The 19,687-nt window shown below is 34.4% G+C and carries 18 protein-coding genes and 2 pseudogenes; 12 read left to right on the forward strand and 8 right to left on the reverse strand.

Annotation, left to right across the window (positions count from 1 at the left end; all coding sequences use genetic code 11):
• Positions 1 to 178: 178 nt before the first annotated feature.
• From GOQ16_RS14890 to GOQ16_RS18180, 4 genes and pseudogenes are all read right to left on the reverse strand, one after another.
• Positions 179 to 1,297 carry an antibiotic biosynthesis monooxygenase gene (locus GOQ16_RS14890; protein WP_204987494.1) on the reverse strand — a complete coding sequence of 373 codons (1,119 nt, stop codon included), beginning with the start codon at positions 1,295 to 1,297 and terminating at the stop codon, positions 179 to 181.
• A gap of 196 nt (positions 1,298 to 1,493) precedes the next feature.
• A pseudogene (locus tag GOQ16_RS17965) lies at positions 1,494 to 2,314 on the reverse strand (aldo/keto reductase).
• Positions 2,296 to 2,511: a hypothetical protein gene (locus GOQ16_RS17970; RefSeq protein ID WP_240141058.1), complete on the reverse strand. Its 216-nt coding sequence runs from the start codon at positions 2,509 to 2,511 to the stop codon at positions 2,296 to 2,298. Before GOQ16_RS17970 ends, GOQ16_RS17965 begins: the two are co-directional and overlap by 19 nt.
• Positions 2,512 to 2,524: 13 nt before the next feature.
• A pseudogene (locus tag GOQ16_RS18180) lies at positions 2,525 to 2,638 on the reverse strand (twin-arginine translocation signal domain-containing protein); the annotation flags it as partial.
• Positions 2,639 to 3,079: 441 nt separating this feature from the next.
• On the opposite strand from GOQ16_RS18180, the gene GOQ16_RS14905 reads away from it, so the two are divergent.
• Positions 3,080 to 3,967, forward strand: a complete 888-nt coding sequence (locus tag GOQ16_RS14905) for a helix-turn-helix domain-containing protein (protein WP_240141059.1) — start codon at positions 3,080 to 3,082, stop codon at positions 3,965 to 3,967.
• 618 nt (positions 3,968 to 4,585) lie between these two features.
• On the opposite strand, the gene GOQ16_RS14910 is transcribed toward GOQ16_RS14905, so the two are convergent.
• Positions 4,586 to 5,188, reverse strand: a complete 603-nt coding sequence (locus tag GOQ16_RS14910) for an RNA polymerase sigma-70 factor (protein ID WP_160070015.1) — start codon at positions 5,186 to 5,188, stop codon at positions 4,586 to 4,588.
• Between the two features lie 105 nt (positions 5,189 to 5,293).
• On the opposite strand from GOQ16_RS14910, the gene GOQ16_RS14915 reads away from it, so the two are divergent.
• The 9 genes from GOQ16_RS14915 (at position 5,294) to GOQ16_RS14955 (ending at position 17,628) form a co-directional block, all read left to right on the forward strand.
• Complete coding sequence (locus GOQ16_RS14915) at positions 5,294 to 6,445, forward strand: FecR family protein (protein ID WP_160070016.1); 1,152 nt, start codon at positions 5,294 to 5,296, stop codon at positions 6,443 to 6,445.
• Between the two features lie 80 nt (positions 6,446 to 6,525).
• A complete protein-coding gene (locus tag GOQ16_RS14920) occupies positions 6,526 to 9,879 on the forward strand; it encodes a SusC/RagA family TonB-linked outer membrane protein (RefSeq protein WP_160070017.1) in 3,354 nt (1,117 codons plus the stop codon).
• A gap of 11 nt (positions 9,880 to 9,890) precedes the next feature.
• On the forward strand, positions 9,891 to 11,360 hold the full coding sequence (locus tag GOQ16_RS14925) for a RagB/SusD family nutrient uptake outer membrane protein (protein WP_160070018.1): 1,470 nt from the start codon (positions 9,891 to 9,893) through the stop codon (positions 11,358 to 11,360).
• 10 nt (positions 11,361 to 11,370) lie between these two features.
• The gene (locus GOQ16_RS14930; RefSeq protein ID WP_160070019.1) at positions 11,371 to 12,162 is read left to right on the forward strand and encodes a DUF4843 domain-containing protein; all 792 of its coding nucleotides are present in this window, start codon (positions 11,371 to 11,373) and stop codon (positions 12,160 to 12,162) included.
• 12 nt (positions 12,163 to 12,174) lie between these two features.
• On the forward strand, positions 12,175 to 13,578 hold the full coding sequence (locus GOQ16_RS14935; protein ID WP_160070020.1) for a PKD-like domain-containing protein: 1,404 nt from the start codon (positions 12,175 to 12,177) through the stop codon (positions 13,576 to 13,578).
• Positions 13,579 to 13,640: 62 nt separating this feature from the next.
• Entirely contained in the window at positions 13,641 to 14,972 is a 1,332-nt protein-coding gene (locus GOQ16_RS14940; RefSeq protein ID WP_160070021.1) for a TlpA family protein disulfide reductase, read from the forward strand.
• 17 nt (positions 14,973 to 14,989) lie between these two features.
• Positions 14,990 to 15,910 carry a S1 family peptidase gene (locus tag GOQ16_RS14945; protein WP_160070022.1) on the forward strand — a complete coding sequence of 307 codons (921 nt, stop codon included), beginning with the start codon at positions 14,990 to 14,992 and terminating at the stop codon, positions 15,908 to 15,910.
• 184 nt (positions 15,911 to 16,094) lie between these two features.
• Positions 16,095 to 17,156, forward strand: a complete 1,062-nt coding sequence (locus GOQ16_RS14950; RefSeq protein ID WP_160070023.1) for a fatty acid desaturase family protein — start codon at positions 16,095 to 16,097, stop codon at positions 17,154 to 17,156.
• Between the two features lie 280 nt (positions 17,157 to 17,436).
• Entirely contained in the window at positions 17,437 to 17,628 is a 192-nt protein-coding gene (locus GOQ16_RS14955) for a cold-shock protein (RefSeq protein WP_159635053.1), read from the forward strand.
• Between the two features lie 428 nt (positions 17,629 to 18,056).
• Here GOQ16_RS14955 and GOQ16_RS14960 read toward each other — a convergent pair whose 3' ends face one another.
• Positions 18,057 to 18,290, reverse strand: coding sequence for a hypothetical protein (locus GOQ16_RS14960; protein ID WP_160070024.1), 234 nt, complete (start codon positions 18,288 to 18,290; stop codon positions 18,057 to 18,059).
• Positions 18,291 to 18,763: 473 nt separating this feature from the next.
• Between GOQ16_RS14960 and GOQ16_RS14965 the strand changes: the two genes are divergently transcribed.
• Positions 18,764 to 18,973, forward strand: a complete 210-nt coding sequence (locus tag GOQ16_RS14965; protein WP_204987449.1) for a hypothetical protein — start codon at positions 18,764 to 18,766, stop codon at positions 18,971 to 18,973.
• On the opposite strand, the gene tnpB is transcribed toward GOQ16_RS14965, so the two are convergent.
• Complete coding sequence (gene tnpB / locus GOQ16_RS18185; RefSeq protein WP_369073900.1) at positions 18,893 to 19,267, reverse strand: IS66 family insertion sequence element accessory protein TnpB; 375 nt, start codon at positions 19,265 to 19,267, stop codon at positions 18,893 to 18,895. The genes GOQ16_RS14965 and tnpB overlap by 81 nt on opposite strands.
• Before the next feature lie 3 nt (positions 19,268 to 19,270).
• Positions 19,271 to 19,552 (reverse strand): IS66 family insertion sequence element accessory protein TnpA, encoded by a 282-nt coding sequence (tnpA, locus tag GOQ16_RS14975; protein ID WP_160070026.1) that lies wholly within the window; start codon positions 19,550 to 19,552, stop codon positions 19,271 to 19,273.
• 30 nt (positions 19,553 to 19,582) lie between these two features.
• Here tnpA and GOQ16_RS18190 point away from each other — a divergent pair.
• The coding region (locus tag GOQ16_RS18190) for a helix-turn-helix domain-containing protein (protein WP_369073901.1) at positions 19,583 to 19,687 on the forward strand (105 nt) is incomplete at its 3' end.

Raw genomic sequence — 19,687 nt, forward strand, 5'->3', positions numbered from 1 at the left:
AGTAATTCAGCAACCGAAAATAGATCACCATTATTTATTTCCACTTTTATCTGATTTTTTATTTAACGGTCTCAATGTATAACCTTCAACGGGGGCCAGTACAATTACACGTTCGGGGATTTTGACCAAGCTTTTTAGTTTCTCCGGGTCGGCGTTAAATGGCGTGAAATCCGGAGCATCAATTGTTCTCCAATGAGACAGTAGTAATGGCGGATTCGGGTAGGCTTCTGCAACTTTTAATGCCCTTCAAGTGTAAAATGCCATTCATTATCTGAAAAATAAAAAGAAAATAGCATCGGGGAACTGGAAGGTTTAAATGCTCTGGCAGGAGACTGGAATCACCTTGGGCCCAGATGGTTCCATTGGCAGTCTCGATTAAAAAACCGTCACAATCTTCCTTCGCGAAATTTCGAGTTTTATCGGGATCTTCGTTCTGCCAATCAAGGTCAGCAGGTGTCAAAGTAATTTTCATCTTTCCAACTTTGAAGCTGTCGCCGATTCTGTGCCTTTTAGATCTAAAGCCTTCGTATCTCATCAAGGTGTCAACATAGACCGTAGAATGATATATCTTCGTAACCGCAGAAAGTTCCTTTAGTGTTGGTATACTGTAGTGGTCGTTATCGCTATGTGTGATCATTACAGCGTCCAGATGGGGAACTTCCTTCGGGTCTATAGGTGCGTTGAATAGTACGGGTATGTCGAATCCTTTAAGCAATGGGTCAACCATAAGCGTGGATCCCCTGCTATTAATAAAAAAGCCACCGTTGCCCATCCATCGGATTACGGTCTCACCTGATTTTTGAAATGCTTCTGTGCCAAATGGTTGTGGAGCAGGCGGTGTAGCCTGATATCTTTTTTTAGCTGGCATCTTGTTGAAAATTTGTGCCGCAGTTTCCAGATCCAGTGCATCCATATCCACAAGTTTTAATGATTTGACCATGTGGAGTGTGGTTGTCTTGTATTTTAGGAAATGCTCGGTTTTCAAATGAGATTGGTAAGAATCCTGGTCTTCGTACATTTCCAGTATTCGTACCTGTGTCGGGTTGTCCTTTTGGAACATGGGGAAGATGGCAATAACACCTTTTTCAAGCCTTACCGATGCTTCGGCTTCGTACTTTAGGATTGCTTTGTATTCCTCCAGATGTTGAGGATGTATCTCGATTTCTGAAATGCGCACAATCATTTCCTGTTGTTGTGCGTGAACATTGTTATTCATACATAAAAGCATTTCTATTGCCATTATCGCCCGTATGGGGTACTTAATGAAAATCCGATTTCTAAAAATATTCTTAGTCATATTCATTGTTGTTAATTTTTTTGCTTTTTCATCTTTATGATAACAGTGGAAAGATGTTGTTGATGCACTTCTAATGACTGATTTTTATTTTGTCCATTCATATTTGCTAATTTTAAACATTATCAATTTTGGGGTGCAGTGGTAATACGAACGACATGATGGAAACCGAAAGTCTATGTTTAGTTCAGCCGTTTATTTAACTCTGTACCTTTTTTTGCTCGGAAGCTGGGTAACGATCACCAACAATAGTAATTTTTGCTACTGCTGATTCGAGTTCGTTCCATTCTTGTGCGCTAAAAGTGAAATTTAATGTTCGTAGGTTTTCTTCCAAATGTGATATTTTTGTCGTTCCCGGAATAGGGACGATAAACGGTGCTTTTTGCAGCAACCATCCCAATGCTACTTGTGCAGCGGTTATGCCTCTTGTACGTCCAAATTTGTTCATTTCCTCCACAATCTTAAGATTTCCACGTATTGCTTCCGGGGTAAAACGTGGAAGGATATTACGGTTGTCGTTGTCTGAACTGAAACTAGTATATTCATTAATGGCACCTGTGAGGAACCCCGGTTTAAAGGACTATACGGAATAATACCGATGCCCAACTCCTCACATACAGGTAGTACTTCATTTTCCACTTCACGCCACATCAAATGATATTCACTCTGTATAGCTGTTACAGGCTGTACGGCATGTGTTTTCCGGATCGTTTCTGGCCCGACCTCACAAAGTTCAAAATATTTCACCTTTCCCTCGGCAATAAGGTCTTTGATGGTTCCTGCTACATCTTCAATGGGTACGTTGGGATCGAAACGGTGCTGGTACAACAATTCTATTGTATCAATATTCAGACCTTGCAACGAAGCTTTTACCATCTCACGAATGCGTTCGGGTTTGCTGTTAAGTCCAGCTGGCATATCATTTATTTTGTTTCCGGTATAGTTGAATCCGAATTTTGTGCTTATGGCAATCTTGCCCTTAAACTCGGCAAGAGCCTTACCTATGAGTTCTTCGTTGATGAACGGGCCGTAGGTTTCTGCAGTATCAAAAGTGTAACACCACGCTCTACGACTTCATGAGCCAGTTTAATCATCGCTTTTTCATCAGGATGTGGACCTCGGTGGTAGTTCATTCCCATTAGTCCAAAACCTAAAGCCGAAACTTCCATTGGGGCACTACCTTTCCCTAAAGTACGGCGCTCCGTAATAATGGGCATAGTATTTTCGTTTTTACCTTCTTTTAAAAGATGACGTTTTCTGTTCTGTACAGCTAGATACTAATACAGTGGGAACGCAAGTAGTCGCTCCGATAAGAGCGGCATTTTTTAAGAAATCCCTACGGTTAGACGGTGTGCTGTTCTCGCTATTTTATTTTTTGTTGTCTTACTCATATCTTTGTTTTATTTATACATTTTATTAAATGTTTTAAGCGCCATGTATTACCAACGAATGACCTAATAATAAAGTTTACAGTATCATTGCATAGAAATAAAACAGCATTAGCTATTTCTTCGAACTGACCGTGACGATTAACAAATGCGGCTATTAATAGCGATTCCCGTTGAACCTTTTTAGTGTTTTGTCTGACATTGAGTATGGATTAAACCCAAGGACATGTAATTGACACGTATCCCAATTTATTAACATATACAAAGTTACCTACCATTTTGTATTCGTTTTTATACAAAACACAGATTTATTTACCACTTTTACTGATTTGATTTAAGTATACTTTAAATGCGAAAGTGTTTAGTAAATTTGTAGGAAAAACTTATTAAGGAACAAGTGGAGCGAATAGATACTGTTAGGCAATACAATGATACCCTGGGAGTTGATACCCTTCATCCGCTTGTAAGTGTTGTGGATTTTGATGAAATGCCTACATATAAATATTTTAGAAGATATATGGGCATTTACGCTGTTTTTTTAAAATACATTAAATGTGGTGATATTAAATATGGTTGTCAGTCTTATGATTATGATGATGGGACTTTAGTGTTTATTTCCCCTGGTCAGATATATGGAATTGATAGCCAGGGAAAGGTGATTAAACCCTCGGGTAAGGCACTTGTATTTCACCCCGATCTAATTAGTGGTACCCATATGGGGAGAAAGATAAAAGAGTACACTTTTTTTTCATACGAGGTTAATGAAGCCTTACACTTATCCAAAAAAGAAAGATCGATTGTGAATGACTGCTTTGGAAAAATAGCTTATGAAATTGACCAGAACATTGACAAACACAGTAAAACTTTGATTGTGTCGAATATTGAATTGTTCCTGAACTATTGTATGCGGTTTTATGACAGACAGTTCATCACCCGAAGTCATGCCAACAATGATATATTAATAAAGTTTGAAAATCTTCTCAATGATTATTTTCAATCCGACAAGTGTCAGAATTTAGGGCTACCTTCAGTTAGATGGTGTGCAGAACAGCTGAACCTCTCTACCAACTATTTTGGTGATCTTATCAAAAAAGAAACTGGAACTACGGCATTAGATATTATAAAGTCCAAAGTAATTGATGCTGCAAAATCAATAATATTTGACAGTGATAAATCTATCAGTGATATATCTCATCATTTGGGTTTTAAATATCAACAGCATTTTACCCGACTATTCAAGCAGAAAACGGGGATGACCCCCAATGAATATAGATCACTGCATTAAGGTCTGCATTATTTAAACCGAACTCACGTTAAATAAATAATTCTTAATTACTTTGTCTTATTGCTAATACAAAGCTTGTTTTATCTTTTGGAACTCTATGTTCCAAAAGATGAACTATGTATTTATTATTGCCAATTATGCTGCACCGTTGTTGCACATTTTGATGCATACATAATTACCAAAAGTTGTGAATTCCGAATTATCGAATACAATCATCCACATCCGCAACAATTTATTTTTATAAATATTCTACTGGAACTGTTGTTGGGGATGATTTTGTATTAAAGAACTATAAAACAAGCTTGGTAAAAAGATGAATGATACTTATTTATCTTAATATGTTTTTTAGACATATTTTTCAAAGAGTACTTTAAATCTTAAAACATTATCTCCTGTTAAACGTGGCTGAGATATACTTTATTTTGTAATTAATAGTGTATTTTCTATATTCCTAAATAAATATCAATCGATTCCGACACAGCAATTTTCTCTTTATGCTTATCATTGAAAACTTATTTATGATCATGAGAAAATCAAATAAGATTTAAATGTATTTGTTCAATATTAGAAAAAAAATCTTACGATGCTATTTATTCCTTAAATAACACGTGTTATGAACTAATCCTTATTGATACTGCTGAAAATAATTAAAAGCCAAGAATAATTTGCCAAAGCTGTTCTAATTGTTTTCAAACCTAATGTAATGTAGTTTTCTACTGTACGTGGCGAGATATTCATTTCTTGTGCTATTTCATGTATACTCTTATGTTGGAATCGGCTCATACAAAAAGCCTCTTTACATTTGTTTGGTAGTTTTTCTAGACACATCGAAATGATACAATGCAAATCATTTAAATCTGATATTTCGTAGGTCTCATTTGTAGATAGTTGAGATAAGAATAAATTAAAATGATCTACGTATTTTTGTCTCACCTTTTCTGAACGAATAAATGTGAGCACTGCATATTTAGCAGATGAGAATAAGTAACTTTTGAGATTAGATTTGATTTCTATGGACTCTTTTCTTCTCCAAAAGTCCATGAATATTTCATGCAAAATGTCTTCACAAATTTGTTTGTCTTTGGTGAATCCATATATAAAATGCAATAGCTCTTCAGCATATCTGTCATATACGACACTAAATACCTTATGATCGCCTTCTTTCAGGGCGTTCAAAATTTCTTTTTCGGTGATGTCTGATATTTTATATAGCGCTACCATTCGATAATAACTAATCCAAAATTATGATTTTTTTTTAATTAATGACTGTGTGTCCGACATTAGAAAGGAGACTTATAAGTGTATTGGGAATTTAAATAATAAAAAATGAAGCCAACGGAATTTCAAAAATTAATAAGAAAATACCAAAATGATTATGTTTCTGATAAGGAACGTGAATTGTTGGAGGCTTGGTTGAATGAGGTAAATCGTGAACCACAATACAAAATGTGGGAACAAAATGAAATCACAAATCTGAAAGGAAAAATATTTGAATCAATCCAAGAAGAAACGAGAACAAATAGACCTACACGTCTATTGAAAATTGCGATTTCTTGTATTGCAGCTGCATGTTTGCTTGTTTTTGGCGTTTATCTATTTCAACAAAAAACAAATAATTCAATTGCCCAAACTGTGAAGGCAGAATACATCTACCCTTTGGAAGATCAGGCTACTATTACTTTGGAGAATGGTGAAGTTATCACATTGAGTAAGAGTACGAGTGATTTATTGTCCAGAAATGGGGAATTGTTCCTAGGAGATGGGAATGAGCTTTTCCAAAATTTGGATGATAACTTTAAAAATCAAAAAGTTGTCTTGAGCACACCTAAAGGGAAACAAATGTCTATTACGCTGGATGATGGTACAAAAGTGTGGCTGAACGCCAATTCCAAGTTGACCTACCCGTTGGTATTTGACCAAAAACAACGCGTTGTGGAAGTAGATGGTGAGGCTTATTTTGAAGTTTCGCATCAAGAACATGAATATCCTCAATATGGACATCAATTGAAGCCATTCATTGTCCGATCCATGGGGCAAAAGATTGAGGTATTGGGCACCAAATTCAATTTAAAAAGCTATAGCGATGAATCAATCACGACGACAACCCTTTTAAGTGGGCGTGTCAATATAAGTAATGCTGTCGGAAATCAATTTTTGTTGAAGCCTAATCAGGAAGCTTCATTGAGCAAATCCAGTCATAAAGTGAAAATCAACACTGTTGACGCGGAAGAAAGTATTAGTTGGAAAAACAATTTATTTTCTTTCCAAAATGCCGACTTAAAGGAAATTATGGCCGATATACAACGTTGGTACGACATCAGTGTCGATATCGATCAGTGGCCAGCGGACCGTTTTTATGGTCAGGTCGGTAGAAATGAGCCTTTGTCATCAGTTATTGAGATGATTGAAGCTAGTAGTTCGCTACGGTTTAAGGTAGTACAGGTGAATAATGAAAAGAGATTAACCTTGCAATACTAAATGTAAAGTGATAAAATAGAAATTAATCAACCCAATTAATAAATAACTGAATTAAATTAATCAAAGTCTAACCCGTGTTTATGAAGCAAAATGAATCAAAAGAATCTCAGCTGGAAAAAAAACTTCCTCTAGGTTCTTATTGCTTAGAAAAAAGTCTATTTCATAGGCTTAAGCGAAGAAGTAAATTGGCTACCGTGATTTTTTCGATGTCTTTATTAAGTGTTCCTACATTTGCTATGGCGCAAGATATTTCGCTAATGGTCAAAAATGCTAGTCTAGAACAAGTATTAAAGGAAATCAGAAAACAAAGTGGATATAATTTCTTCTTAAATGCAGAATTATTAAATCAATCTAAAAATGTAACCCTCAACACCAAAAATAAGCCTATTGGTTATGTTTTGGATGAAGTTTTCAAACAACTCCCATTGGATTATAAGATCGATGGGAAATCAATTTTGGTACAACCAAAAAAGGAAAATATGCAGTCCAATTATCAAGTACACAATGCTATTCAGCAAACTGTTCTTGGTGGACGTGTGACGGATGATGCTACGGGGAAATATATAGCAGGTGCAACTGTGCAAGCTTTACCTAGTGGTACACGTATTATGACCGACGAAAAAGGTGTTTTCAAACTTGATTTGAAAGAAGGTGATACTCGTATTTTGGTTTCTTACCTCGGTATGGAATCTAAAACTGTCAATATTCCGAATTTCAATTTTATTGAAATTAAATTGGAAGCTAATCAAACCGAAATCGATAATGTCGTAGTGACTGGTTTATTCAATAAATCCAAAGAATCATTTACTGGAGCTTCTCAATCTTTTACTGGAGAACAATTGAAAGCGGTATCGCCTACAAGTGTTTTGGAAGCTATCAGTATGTTGACACCGGGTATGGTTACCGTAACGCAAAATAGAGAAGGTTCTAATCCAAATAAACTTCCTGATTTATTATTGCGTGGAGTTACATCGTTCACTAATACGGACCAATCGGTCAACCAGCCCTTGATTGTTCGTGATGGTACGATTGTTTCTCTTCAGGATTTGTATGATATGGATATCAATGAAATCGAGACAGTAACTGTATTAAAAGATGCTTCGGCAGCTGCTTTATATGGTGCTAGAGCGGCTAATGGTGTGATTGTCATTGAGCGTAAACGTGTCGCTGAAGGTAAAATTAGAGTAGCATACAATCTGATTAGTTCAGTTCAGATGCCGGATTTTTCAGATTATACTTTGTTAGATCCCATGCAAAAATTGGAATACGAAAAACTAGCAGGCTTATATACATCGGCCGATCCAGTAGCGCAATATGGATTAGATTCTGTGTATAATAATCGATTCAAGATGATTCGTAGTGGAGTGCAAACGGATTGGATGGCACAGCCTTCACGTGTTGGATTTACTAATGACCATTCGGTAAGAATATCTGGAGGTTCTCAAGGTACACGTTATGAATTGAATGGTCGTTTTGCTCAAGTGAATGGTGTTATGAAAGGTGATGGTCGTGATCGTTATGGTTTCGGTTTCATGTTAGAACATTATGCTGCTAAGGGTTTTTCGTTTACCAATCGCACTACATTCAATCGCGTGAATTCAGTTGCTTCTCCTTATGGAGCGTTCTCAAATTTTATTCAATTAAATCCGTATGATGCGATTTATGATGAATATGGTCAAATGAATAAGCTTTTATCTTGGGAAAAAGCGAATCCATTATATGAAGCGAGTTTAGGTTCTTTCGATAGAAATTGGACGCAATTAATAAGTAATGATTTTGATGCACGTTGGAATATCAACTCTAATTTCAGATTGACTACGCACTGGAATATTTCGTTGAATCAAGGTAATATAGAAGGATTCTTGTCACCATTATCGGCTGCTTATAAAGATGAAACAGACCCATCTAAAAAAGGAATGTTAAATGAGTCGAATTCTAAAGGATTGAATTATTCAGGAAATTTGGTCTTGTCATATAACAAAATTTTCAAGGAAGATAATTTGCTAGCCATCAATACAGGCGCTACAATCAATCGTTTTGATAATAGAAGTTCTACATTTATGGGGATAGGATTTTATGCTGATAATTTATCCTTCATGAAGTTTGCCGCTAGCTATCCTGATGGTCAACAACCTACAGGTGTACAGGATTTAAGTACGGACTTAAGTGGCTTCTTCAATGTGAATTACTCACTCAAAAATCGTTATTATGTAGACGGAGTTTATCAGATGTCTGGGTCTTCAAAGTTCGGTGTGAACAATAGATATGGACATTTTTGGTCCACGGGTTTAGGTTGGAATCTGCACAATGAGTCTTTTATGAATGCAGATGTGATTAATTTATTGAAATTGCGCGGTAGTATGGGGTATACTGGTAAAGTCAATTTTGCATCTTACCAATCTTTGACTACTTATCAGTATAGAAATGAATTGGCCTATTTGAATGGTATTGGTGCTGTCCCTATAGCAATTGGGAATCCAGATTTGAAATGGGAAAGAACCATGAACTACAATGCAGGTGTAGACATGTCATTGTGGAATAGACGTGTGAATCTTACTGCTGATGTATATGTACGTCGAACTACAGATCTATTAATCGACAAAACTCTAGCCCCATCAACAGGTGTTACGACCGGAAAAGACAATTTGGGCGAAATGGAGAATAGAGGTATTGAATTGCGCGCTGATGTTTTTGCGGTACGCAATGAGAAATGGTCTTGGCAGTTAGGAACCAATTTGCAACACAATAGAAATAAAATCTTGAAAATTTCGAATTCTTTGCAACGACTAAATGATCAAAACAATAGTGTAGAATCAGGAAGTCCATTGCCACAATTTATTGAAGGCGAGTCTACTACCTCATTGAAAGTTGTCCCTTCGGGAGGTATCGATGCAGCTACAGGTCAAGAGATTTTCATAAAACGTAACGGCGAACGTACATTCATTTATGATCCATATGACAAAATCGTAGTAGGAGATCAAACTCCAGTGGTGTCTGGTAATGTATTCACTACAGTACGTTACAAGCGATTGTCGGCAGTAGCTTATTTTGGTTTTACAAATGGTGGATATATCTATAATATGACTAGAGCTACAAAGGTTGAGGGTTCTAATCCAATGTTCAATGCCGATGTGAGAGTACTTACAGATCGTTGGCAAAAACCAGGTGATATAGCTCAATATCGTAATATAGCGGATGCTACATCACCTAAGTCATCTACACGTTTTGTCGAAAAAGAGAATACAGTGTCTTTAGACCGTCTGAATATAGCTTATGACTTTTCAAATACCTTTGCAAAAAGACTCGGTGCAAACAAATTGTCTTTCGGTATGAGTATAAACGATTTATTCAGATTGTCTACCGTACGTATGGAACGTGGAACGAACTACTTGTATAGTCGTGGTGTAGATTTTAATATCAATATTTTATTTTAATCCGAACTCATATGAAATTTAATATAAAAAATAATTTACCCAAACTTTTTACAGTAATACTTGGTGTATGTTTGACTGTAAATACATCATGCAATAAGTTTTTGGATATAAGACCTGTAGGCGAAATAACAGGTGAACAATTATTGAGTAATCCAGAGGGATTTGAATCAGCATTGTATGGTGTGTACGCTAGTATGAATTCAAGCAGTCTGTATGGAAGAGAATTGTCATATGATATGATTGATGTTTTGGCACAATATTATGTTTGTCCAGGAAATCTTATTGTAGAAAATGCCAAAAAATATAACTACCAATACGTAGATGTTGAAGCTAAATTAAATACAATTTGGGGTGATATGTATAAAAACATAGCTAATGTAAATAACATCATCATTAATTTGGATAAGATGAATGCTAATTCTATGCGCTTTTATAATCTTTACAAAGGTGAGGCTTTGGGAATTAGAGCTTTTATGCATTTTGATTTACTCCGTTTATATACAGCTAACATTCAGAATAATGAAGACGCAGAAGGATTACCGTATTCTGTAAAGTTTGAATTAAGTCCTTCATCTTTCTCTAGCGCAGCTAAAGTTTATGAATATATCATTGCGGACTTATTGGCTGCCGAAGATTTATTAGCAAAAGATGTGGAATATTTTACCAACCCAAAAGTAAATCCTACGGAGCCATTTTTACGCGATAGAGAAACACATTTCAATCTTTATGCTGTACAAGCGACTTTAGCACGCGTGTATTTGAATATGGGAGATAAAGCGAATGCAGCAAAATATGCCCAAAAAGTAGTGGACTCCAATAAGTTCAAACTGATGACAGCTAATGATTTTGCTACTGATTTGCAAAACGGAATGTTGTATCCTACAGAGACTATCTTTGGATTGTATAATAAAACTAATTATACTTTATTAAGAGATAGGTTTTGGAATTATACCACTTCTTATTCATATAGTCCTCGACCTGACTTATTGGATACTTACGCTTTCGAAGAAGAGCCTGTAGATTATCGTATATCTACATATTTCAAAGATAACATGCTAGGCACTGGTCCTGTTAAGCGTTTTATTAAATTATTAGACAAGTATCAATTCAATGAAGAACTACAATATGCAAGACCGGCAAATGTAATCGATGGAACGAATTTGATTCGTTTACCTGAGATGCATTATATATTAGCCGAATCATTATTGGACTCTAGTCCTTCAACGGCAACAGCCTATTTCAATGCTGTATTGAATTCTAGAGGTTTGACGAGTTTGTCAAATCGTAATACACCATTGACTTTGACTCTAGAAAGAATTACGAATGAAAGATATAAAGAATTCATTGGTGAAGGACAAACTTTCTTCAATATGAAACGACTTAATTTACCGATCATGAATACGGATAATGTAGTTGTTCCTGCAAGCAATCAAGTTTATGTATGGCCAATTCCTCTTGATGAAAAAGAGTTTAATTATTAAACGATAGATTATGAAAAGATATATAAATCACTTCAAAGCAGTTTACTGTATCCTAATAGGATTGGCTTTAATGTCTTCGTGTAAGGAAAATTTATTTCAAGCAGAAGATTTCAAAACTGGAATTTATTTTTTAAACGACAGTACAGATTATTCTTTTGGGATCACTCCTCTAGAATCAAAATCGCACACATTGGATCTTCCAGTGCGTATCATGGGGAATCCAACTTCGGAGGATCGTGAATTCAACATCGAGCTTATAGCAGCCAAGACTGATGCCCAAGAGAATGTTCATTATAAAATTCCTACGAGTTTTACTATTAAAGCAGATTCTGTAGACGGACTAATACCATTAGAAATTTTAAGAGAATCATTAGGAAATAATACGTATAAAATAGGTTTTACCCTATTAGAGAATGACAACTTTGTACCTACTAGCAAAGAAACCTCGAGCTTGGTCGTGACATTCAATAATAGAATCGAGCAACCACATTGGGTTAACCCTTGGGCTAATGACAACGTGAAGTTGTGGCCTAGTAGTCAGTTAGGACCTTGGAATCCGCTAGTGTATGTGAAATTCGTGGAGTTGGTCAATGACGTTGAAAATTTGGCACCAGGTACACACATGAATATGATGAAAGATTTTGGAGGGCCATTGTTGCCAAATTTCCCTGGAACATGGGCTTATGATTATAATAATACATTAACAAAATATGTTTTAATTCCTCTGTACCGCTATTTTATTATTGAACATCCAGAATTAGGTGTTACAGGTATACCTAAGCCAGCAGGTTTTATTAATTAATTAAATAGAATTATGAATAATCGAATAATATTATTTTTACTTGCTTTGACTTTTTTTGTACAAAGCTGTTATAAAGACGATACAAGTGGCGCGAATCGCGAATTAGCTACTATTCAAGTAGATTTGGGTTTTCCAGAAAAGGCTACTATAGACTTAGGTCTGAATGAAGAATATGTGTTAAAGCCTGTGGTAGAGCAAAAAGGTAATTCATCGTTGTCATACGAATGGGAAGTAGATTATAAGTTAGTATCTTCAGAGAAAGACTTTTCTTTTAAAAGTGCACGTCTAGGTTCATTTCCTGTACGTCTGAAGGTAAGTAACCAAGACGGAAGTGTATTCAAAGAGTTTAGAATTCGTGTCAACTCTCAGTATGAAGAAGGATTGCTTATTCTTGCTGAAAATGCTGAACAAGAAGGTACATTGAGTTTTATTCCTAAGAAAGAAGGAAAGTTCCTTTCGCTGACAAATATAGAAGATGTGGATATTAATAGCTTCGAAAAAAGCAATCCTGGTGATAAACTTGGTAAAAAACCTACAGATATTGCAGTGCGCGTGAATCAAATTTTTATTTCTTCCGAAGTAGGTAGAATTTCCGCGTTGAATTATAAAACATTGGAATTGGAAGCGGTAATTGAGTCACCTGATTTCCCAGATTTCCAACCTGTATTTATGAATATCCCGGATAGCGAAGCCAAAAGTTCTATGATCTTGAATAGAAGTGGCAAAGTATATAATTTAGCGACACTTGAGCATGTTGTTTCTACCAATTCAACTGCTGGAACTAAGGTGTTTGAATTAAAAACTCAAATGTTACCAACCCAAAATTATACCAGTGGATTTTTTTGGGAGCCAGCAACTTCTATTTTTCATAATTTATGGACTAGAAATGCAAATTCTGGTACTCGTTTAAATGATCAAAATATGATTACCTTTTTTGCTTATGGAGATAACTGCTATACCCTCACTTCATCTAAGAGTAATCCATCTATTATTAGAAAGACAAACTTTTCTGAACAACGACTTGCTTTCATTGAAGAAAGTACATTTACCAATACGAATTTGACGCTGAAGTCAGATTCAAAAACATTGCTTGTAGGAGAGTTGAATTATTTGGCTTATACGAATGGTAGAAGTATATATAAATGGTACTATACGACAAATAATATTCCTACTTCGCCATATATCACGCTCGATATCCCAGGAGTAATTACGAGTATGGCCAAGACTCCCGCTAAAGAAGTTGGTAAAGATGATCTTGATCCAATTAAAGAATTATATGTAGCGGTGTATGATGAGAATGCGACTGGATTAAAAGGTTCGGTAGTCGTATATGATCTAGAGACCGGAATTAAGAAAGCAACTTATGCGAATATTTCTGATAAGCCCGTGAAAATATTCTTCAAGAAAAGAAAATAATAGATTTTATGATATACTTAAATTTTAAATTGTTACTTGTTTTTAGCTTATTGCTAAATAGCTTGTCAACATTAGCTAGTGAAAACACTACCATCGCCAAAGTTGCATCTGTTTCTGGATCTATCAATTTGGATCAGGAATATGCCTTATATATTTCAGATTTATACAACAAAGAGCAAGGGGAGGAGTTCCCCCTTGCTACTAATGGAACTTTCACATCTGAAATGGAATTGACCGAACCTACTTGGTTTGAGGTTTCATTTGTACCTGTCAAGAAAAATAGACAATTGGGAGCAACATTTCCATTACTTCTGAAGCCTGGTGATAAGCTGAAACTGAATTTGACTTATGATAAAGAGAATTATCTGACTGTATTACCTTCTTCGTCTAAGTCAGAGAATAACGCTTTTATAGCTTACTCTAGTTTTTCAAACCAAACCATGAGGGATTTATTTCACAAAAGAGATAATAAAGAAGCGTATCAAAATGCCGTAGAATCTTACTTGTCAGAGGCACAATCGTTGGCGAAAAAATATAATGTCAAAAACAAAGATATGATCAAATACTTGACAGTATGGTCGTATAACAATTATTTGGCTGTCGCAACTACAAGCCGTCAAGTCACGATTCCGCAAGAAAGATTGAAGGCTATTCCCTCGATCATGGATTCTAAGTATACATTATCATTTTGGAATGGTGTAGCTAATGTGAATAATTATGTCAATTCGCTAATAGAGAATTCGAATGATCCAATGGAACGTATTTCTTTGAAATTTGACAAGTTGAAAGAACTTTTTAAAACACCAGAATTAATAAGTTCAACCTTGCAGAATGATTTGGAAAGATACGTCTCGTCTTATAAAATAGTTAATAAGGAAGTATTTAAAACTGATATTGCCCGTCTTGAATCTTTGTTGTCCAAAGTTGATGACGAAGAATTGCAAAAAAGAATTCTGAATAATTTCAAAAACTTGCATTATACAAGTTTGGGAAGTGATATTCCTGTCATAAAATTCAAAGATGCAGCAGGAAATGAAGTGTCTCTAGAACAGTTTCAAGGTAAGTATATTTATATAGATCTATGGGCATCGTGGTGTGTGCCATGTATTAAAGAGATACCATACCTACAAGAGTTGGAGAAATTATATAAGGATAAAAACTTAGTTTTTGTAAGTATTTCTTTGGATTCGGACAAGAATGCCTGGCGTAATAAGATGAACGAATTGAGCCTTCATGGTCATCAATGGGAGTTAGGTGAATCTAACTATGATAAATTGATGAATGTAACTGGAATCCCACATTTCATTTTGTATGGTCCCGATGGCAAATTAATTCAGTACAAAGCTCCTAGACCAAGTTCTAATCAGATAAAATCTTTATTTAATAAAATATGAAGTATAAAAAATCCTTAATGATAAGAGCACTTATAATTGCTACAGTGGGTTGTTTTGGTTTAGCCAACACTTTACATGCTCAAATTCCATCTTTTCGTGCTTTGAATACCCAAGAAAAATTGGCTTATCCGGATGAAGAGGTAATTTTACGTCTGATTCAATCGAAAGCCGATTCTATTATTGCTGGTAGAAAGTTTGTAAGTCCTGAAAAGGCAACGCAACAGCTCAAAGATAACGTCAATAAGAGGGTGAAAATTAAATTGATCAAACCTAATACAGAAGTTTTATCAGGTGAGCAAATAGCTAAAAGACTGAAACAGTCTATGGTTGTGATAGCTGATGCATACTTATGTGGACGCTGTGATCAGACACATATAGGACCTTCATCTGGATATGTCATCGACGAAGCAGGTATTGTTGTGACAAATCACCACGTAGTTGAGAATTTTGCGAAACCTCAAACTGATGGACAATCAAAATTATCCTTACAAATCATGACTTCAGACAATCAGGTATATGCTGTCACAGAAGTGCTTTCGTCGAATCCAGATTTAGATTTAGCAATCCTTAAAGTCGATGTGGGTAATAAGAAATTAGTTCCATTACCAATCGGACAAGATGTTGATTTGGGGGCTGAAGTATTCGTGTTGAGTAACCCACATATGATGTTCAATTTCTTTTCAAAAGGAATCGTAGCGCGCAAATATAGTCGCCATTCATATTTTGGAAGCAAAGAGACATTTCCAGAGATGGATATTACAGCAGATTATGCTGCTGGATCAAGCGGAGCGCCAGTAGTAGATAATAAATGTAATCTAGTATCAACAGTTTCTACCACAAGGTCATTATACTATGATGCACGTAAGAAATCTGAGTTGCAGATGGTCGTAAAAGGTACTCGTCCTGTAATAGGGCTTCGTGAGTTATTAACATTTTAATTTTTAAAAAATATACGGTGCTATCTTTTCTGATAGTGCCGTTTATATTTATAATAATTTTTACAGTGACGTCCTAAATAAAGGAAAAATGGTGGTACTGATATTTTGTAAATAATATTTTATAATTCATTATAATTTCGTATATTACGAAAAATACCCTTTAATTTAATACGAATACCACTCAATGAATACCCAAGTAAAATTCAATAATGTAAATGCATTATTCTCAAAATCCCTCAAGTTAAAAATCAATCAATACTTTCAACAAGATTTAATAAAAAAGACTGGTAATAGAAAGCTTATTTTGAAAGCTATTATACTATTGTCAAGTCTTGTTTTAATATATTCAATTTTAATTTTTTTACAGCCTCACTGGATAATAAGTGTTTTATTATGCATACTTCTAGGAGTTAATTTTGCGGCAATTGGTTTCAATATTATGCATGATGCTGGTCATAATTCATTTTCGGAAAATAAAAAAATTAACACGATATTGTCTTATTCCTTAAATCTTCTTGGTGGGAATATCTATTTATGGAAACTTAAGCATAATATTGCTCATCATACATTTACTAATATTAATGGGGAAGACCATGATATTGAAATTAAATTTATGAGAATTCATCATGATCAACCACTAGAAAAGCACCATAAATATCAACCTTTCTATTTCATGATTTTGTATTCAATTTCATATTTAGCGTGGATCTTTTATCAAGATTATGAAAAATATTTTAGACAGCGATTGAGTAAGACATCTGATACCATAGCATTTCCTTTAAAAGAGAAAATCATTTTCTGGATTAGTAAGTTTTTACATTTTCAAATTTTCATAACTGTTCCTATTATAGTGGTTGGATTTCTACCAGCAATGATTGGTTTATTAATATCTAGTATAGTATGTGGGATTTGTTTAGCAACAGTCTTTCAATTAGCACATGTTGTAGATGAAACAGAATTTAAAACAATAGATAATTACAAGGTTGAGGAAGAATGGATGATTCATCAGTTGCAATCAACTGCAAATTTTGCTACAAAAAGCAAAACTCTTACATGGCTTTTAGGTGGACTGAATTTTCAAGTTGAGCATCATTTGTTTCCTAAAATAAGTCACATTCATTATCCTAAAATTAATGAAATATTAAAAACAGAATGTTTAGCTTATAATGTAAAATACAATGAATATCCAACATTTTTCGCTGCATTTAATTCGCATATCAATGTTATTAAAAGTATGTCTAAATAAATAAATTTTTTATTTTGATTTTAATTTATTATATTTGTGTATAATCAGGCTCTGCCTCGCTAAACCTAGGAACGATCAGTATTCTTTTCAATTTTTAGTCTTTGCTTTTCAGTCGCTATGTTATCATCACATTTGATGTAATAAATACTTGACTTTGTACTCCTTCAAACTCTAATAATTATTATTCACGTTTGTTAACTAAATGGTTATTCAAGATTTAAAATTCTTGAAAAGGATGGCTTTATGCCTTAACAATTTTTTTTATTTAATACATTACAAAATGCAACAAGGAACAGTAAAATTCTTCAACGAGACAAAAGGTTTTGGTTTTATAACACCTAATGATGGTGGTCAAGATTTATTCGTACACAATACTGGTTTAATGGACAATATCAGACAAAATGATAATGTTACTTTTAATGTCGAACAAGGAAGAAACGGTCTAAACGCGACTAACGTGCGTATAGCGTAACAATACTATTTATTTTAATTTATTAAAGCTAAAACGAATTTGTTTTAGCTTTTTTTTTTTTTATTTTCATTTAAGCAATGGTAAAAATCAGATTTCACGAGCATTATTTACAAAGTTGTAGAGTTGATTATACAGAATCGTATTTAAGTACATAAATATTATTCATAGTCACGATTTATTTGAAGATTTAATACCTTTTTTATTAAAACAGAATCATTTTAACAAAGAGAGAGGTTGCTCGTCAATTTTGATAAATTACGCTCATTGTGTAGGTGTCATTTTCCTCAACAACTGAAATCCTGCACGTCCGTACATTTTTATAATATTTTTGATTTAATGTACTTATTCTTACATGAATAGTATTTATGGTTGTTAGTACGGCATTATTCAATGTCCTGTAAACTATAAAAAGTATTAAAGAGCTACGACTAATCCATATTACGTTCGTTTACAGGGAATCCATGCTCATATTTATTAAATCCCTTTAAAAAATCATCTTTAAACTTTTGCTCATTTATAGAGCCATCAGAGTTTTTATAATCATCGAGCAATCCAATAAAATGGAAATCAATTTTGACTCGTGCAATCATATACTCTTTATCTACACCTTTACCATCATGAACTACATCTGTTTCTATGATCACTGGCTTAAAACTTCCCATATTATTTATTATTAGTTATATACATATAAATTTAATGTTTATTATTGATTATCTTGGATTTAGTTTCAACATCTTTGCCTAGTATCTCCTTAGAATATTATCAAATTAATTGTTTACATTTAGTTTGTAACACAATGTTAACAAGCAGTAAAGAAGATTGAAGATTTTAATCAGCATTTATTAAACTAAATCTAAACATCATTTTTCTTCAATCTATTATCAAAATTCACTTTTTCTTCAGTCAAATCTTGTAAATTGTAGATAATGGTCGTAAGCATTGTCAATTACAATTATCCTATGAGAAACCAATCATTTTACCATTTGGTACTGGAAAAATCTATACTATGACATTTATCCCAGATTACCCGATAGATCTTCAAATGAAAATATCTACTGCGTAATCTGGGTTTAACCTGAAAGGATTTTATGCAACAGAAGCTGCATTAATATTCTCCATGATAGCCTATAATCTAATGTCGATATTCAGAATATTCGTCTTGCAGGAAAAAACGCAAAAAACATTATCAACACTACGTTATAGAACTTTTGCAATTGGAGCTTACTTTGAAAAGGTAGGTGATACACTCAAGCTCAAAATTGCACTAACAAAAAAACGTAGAAAATGGTTCAGGGGACTTTGGGATTACCCGATAGATCTTCAAATGAAAATATCTACTGCGTAATCTGGGTTCAATCATAAGTACAAGATTACTCCAGGAAAGTTCACCATTGTTCAAATCAGATGCAGCAAAAGTACCCTGTTCCAAACGCTTATAGTATAGTACAAATCCTCCTGGTTCCCAATGAAGTAGTTTAATATGCGTACGGGTACGGTTTAAAAACACAAATACTTCACCGCTGGTGGGCTGACGCTGCATAACCGAGATGACCAGGCCGCATAAGCCCTCAAAACTCTTCCGCATATCGCAAAAGCCATCATATAGAAAGAATTTGTGGGACGATCCTAAAGAAAACATATATTAATATAGACGGATCAGTTGGGCCAACAGAACTAGGTCGCTACCTGCATTTATACGAACTCCATTGGGATAGATGACCTCTATATCATTTTTCTTAACAGTTTTGTCTATTGCTATAAAACTTCCATTGGAGGTGTTTTCTTCTTTACTACGAGATAACCAATAATAAAATGTGGCCTCGGAGATCCCCTTTTCTTGGTAGTATTCTTTTTTACTTTTACCACTTTGCTGCCAATCTGCGATCATAGATAACATTTCAGCCCTTTTTTCTTCTTTGCTCATAAAGCAAATCTAGGCCTAAATTAAATATTAATAAATACGTACTTCGTAGGACGGATACTTTACAACTACTTTTTAAATGAAAGGAAAGAGCAATATCAAGCAAATAAAAAGTCTGATAATTACTATAAACAGGCA

This window comes from Sphingobacterium bovisgrunnientis (assembly GCF_009829085.1).
Classification (GTDB): domain Bacteria; phylum Bacteroidota; class Bacteroidia; order Sphingobacteriales; family Sphingobacteriaceae; genus Sphingobacterium; species Sphingobacterium bovisgrunnientis.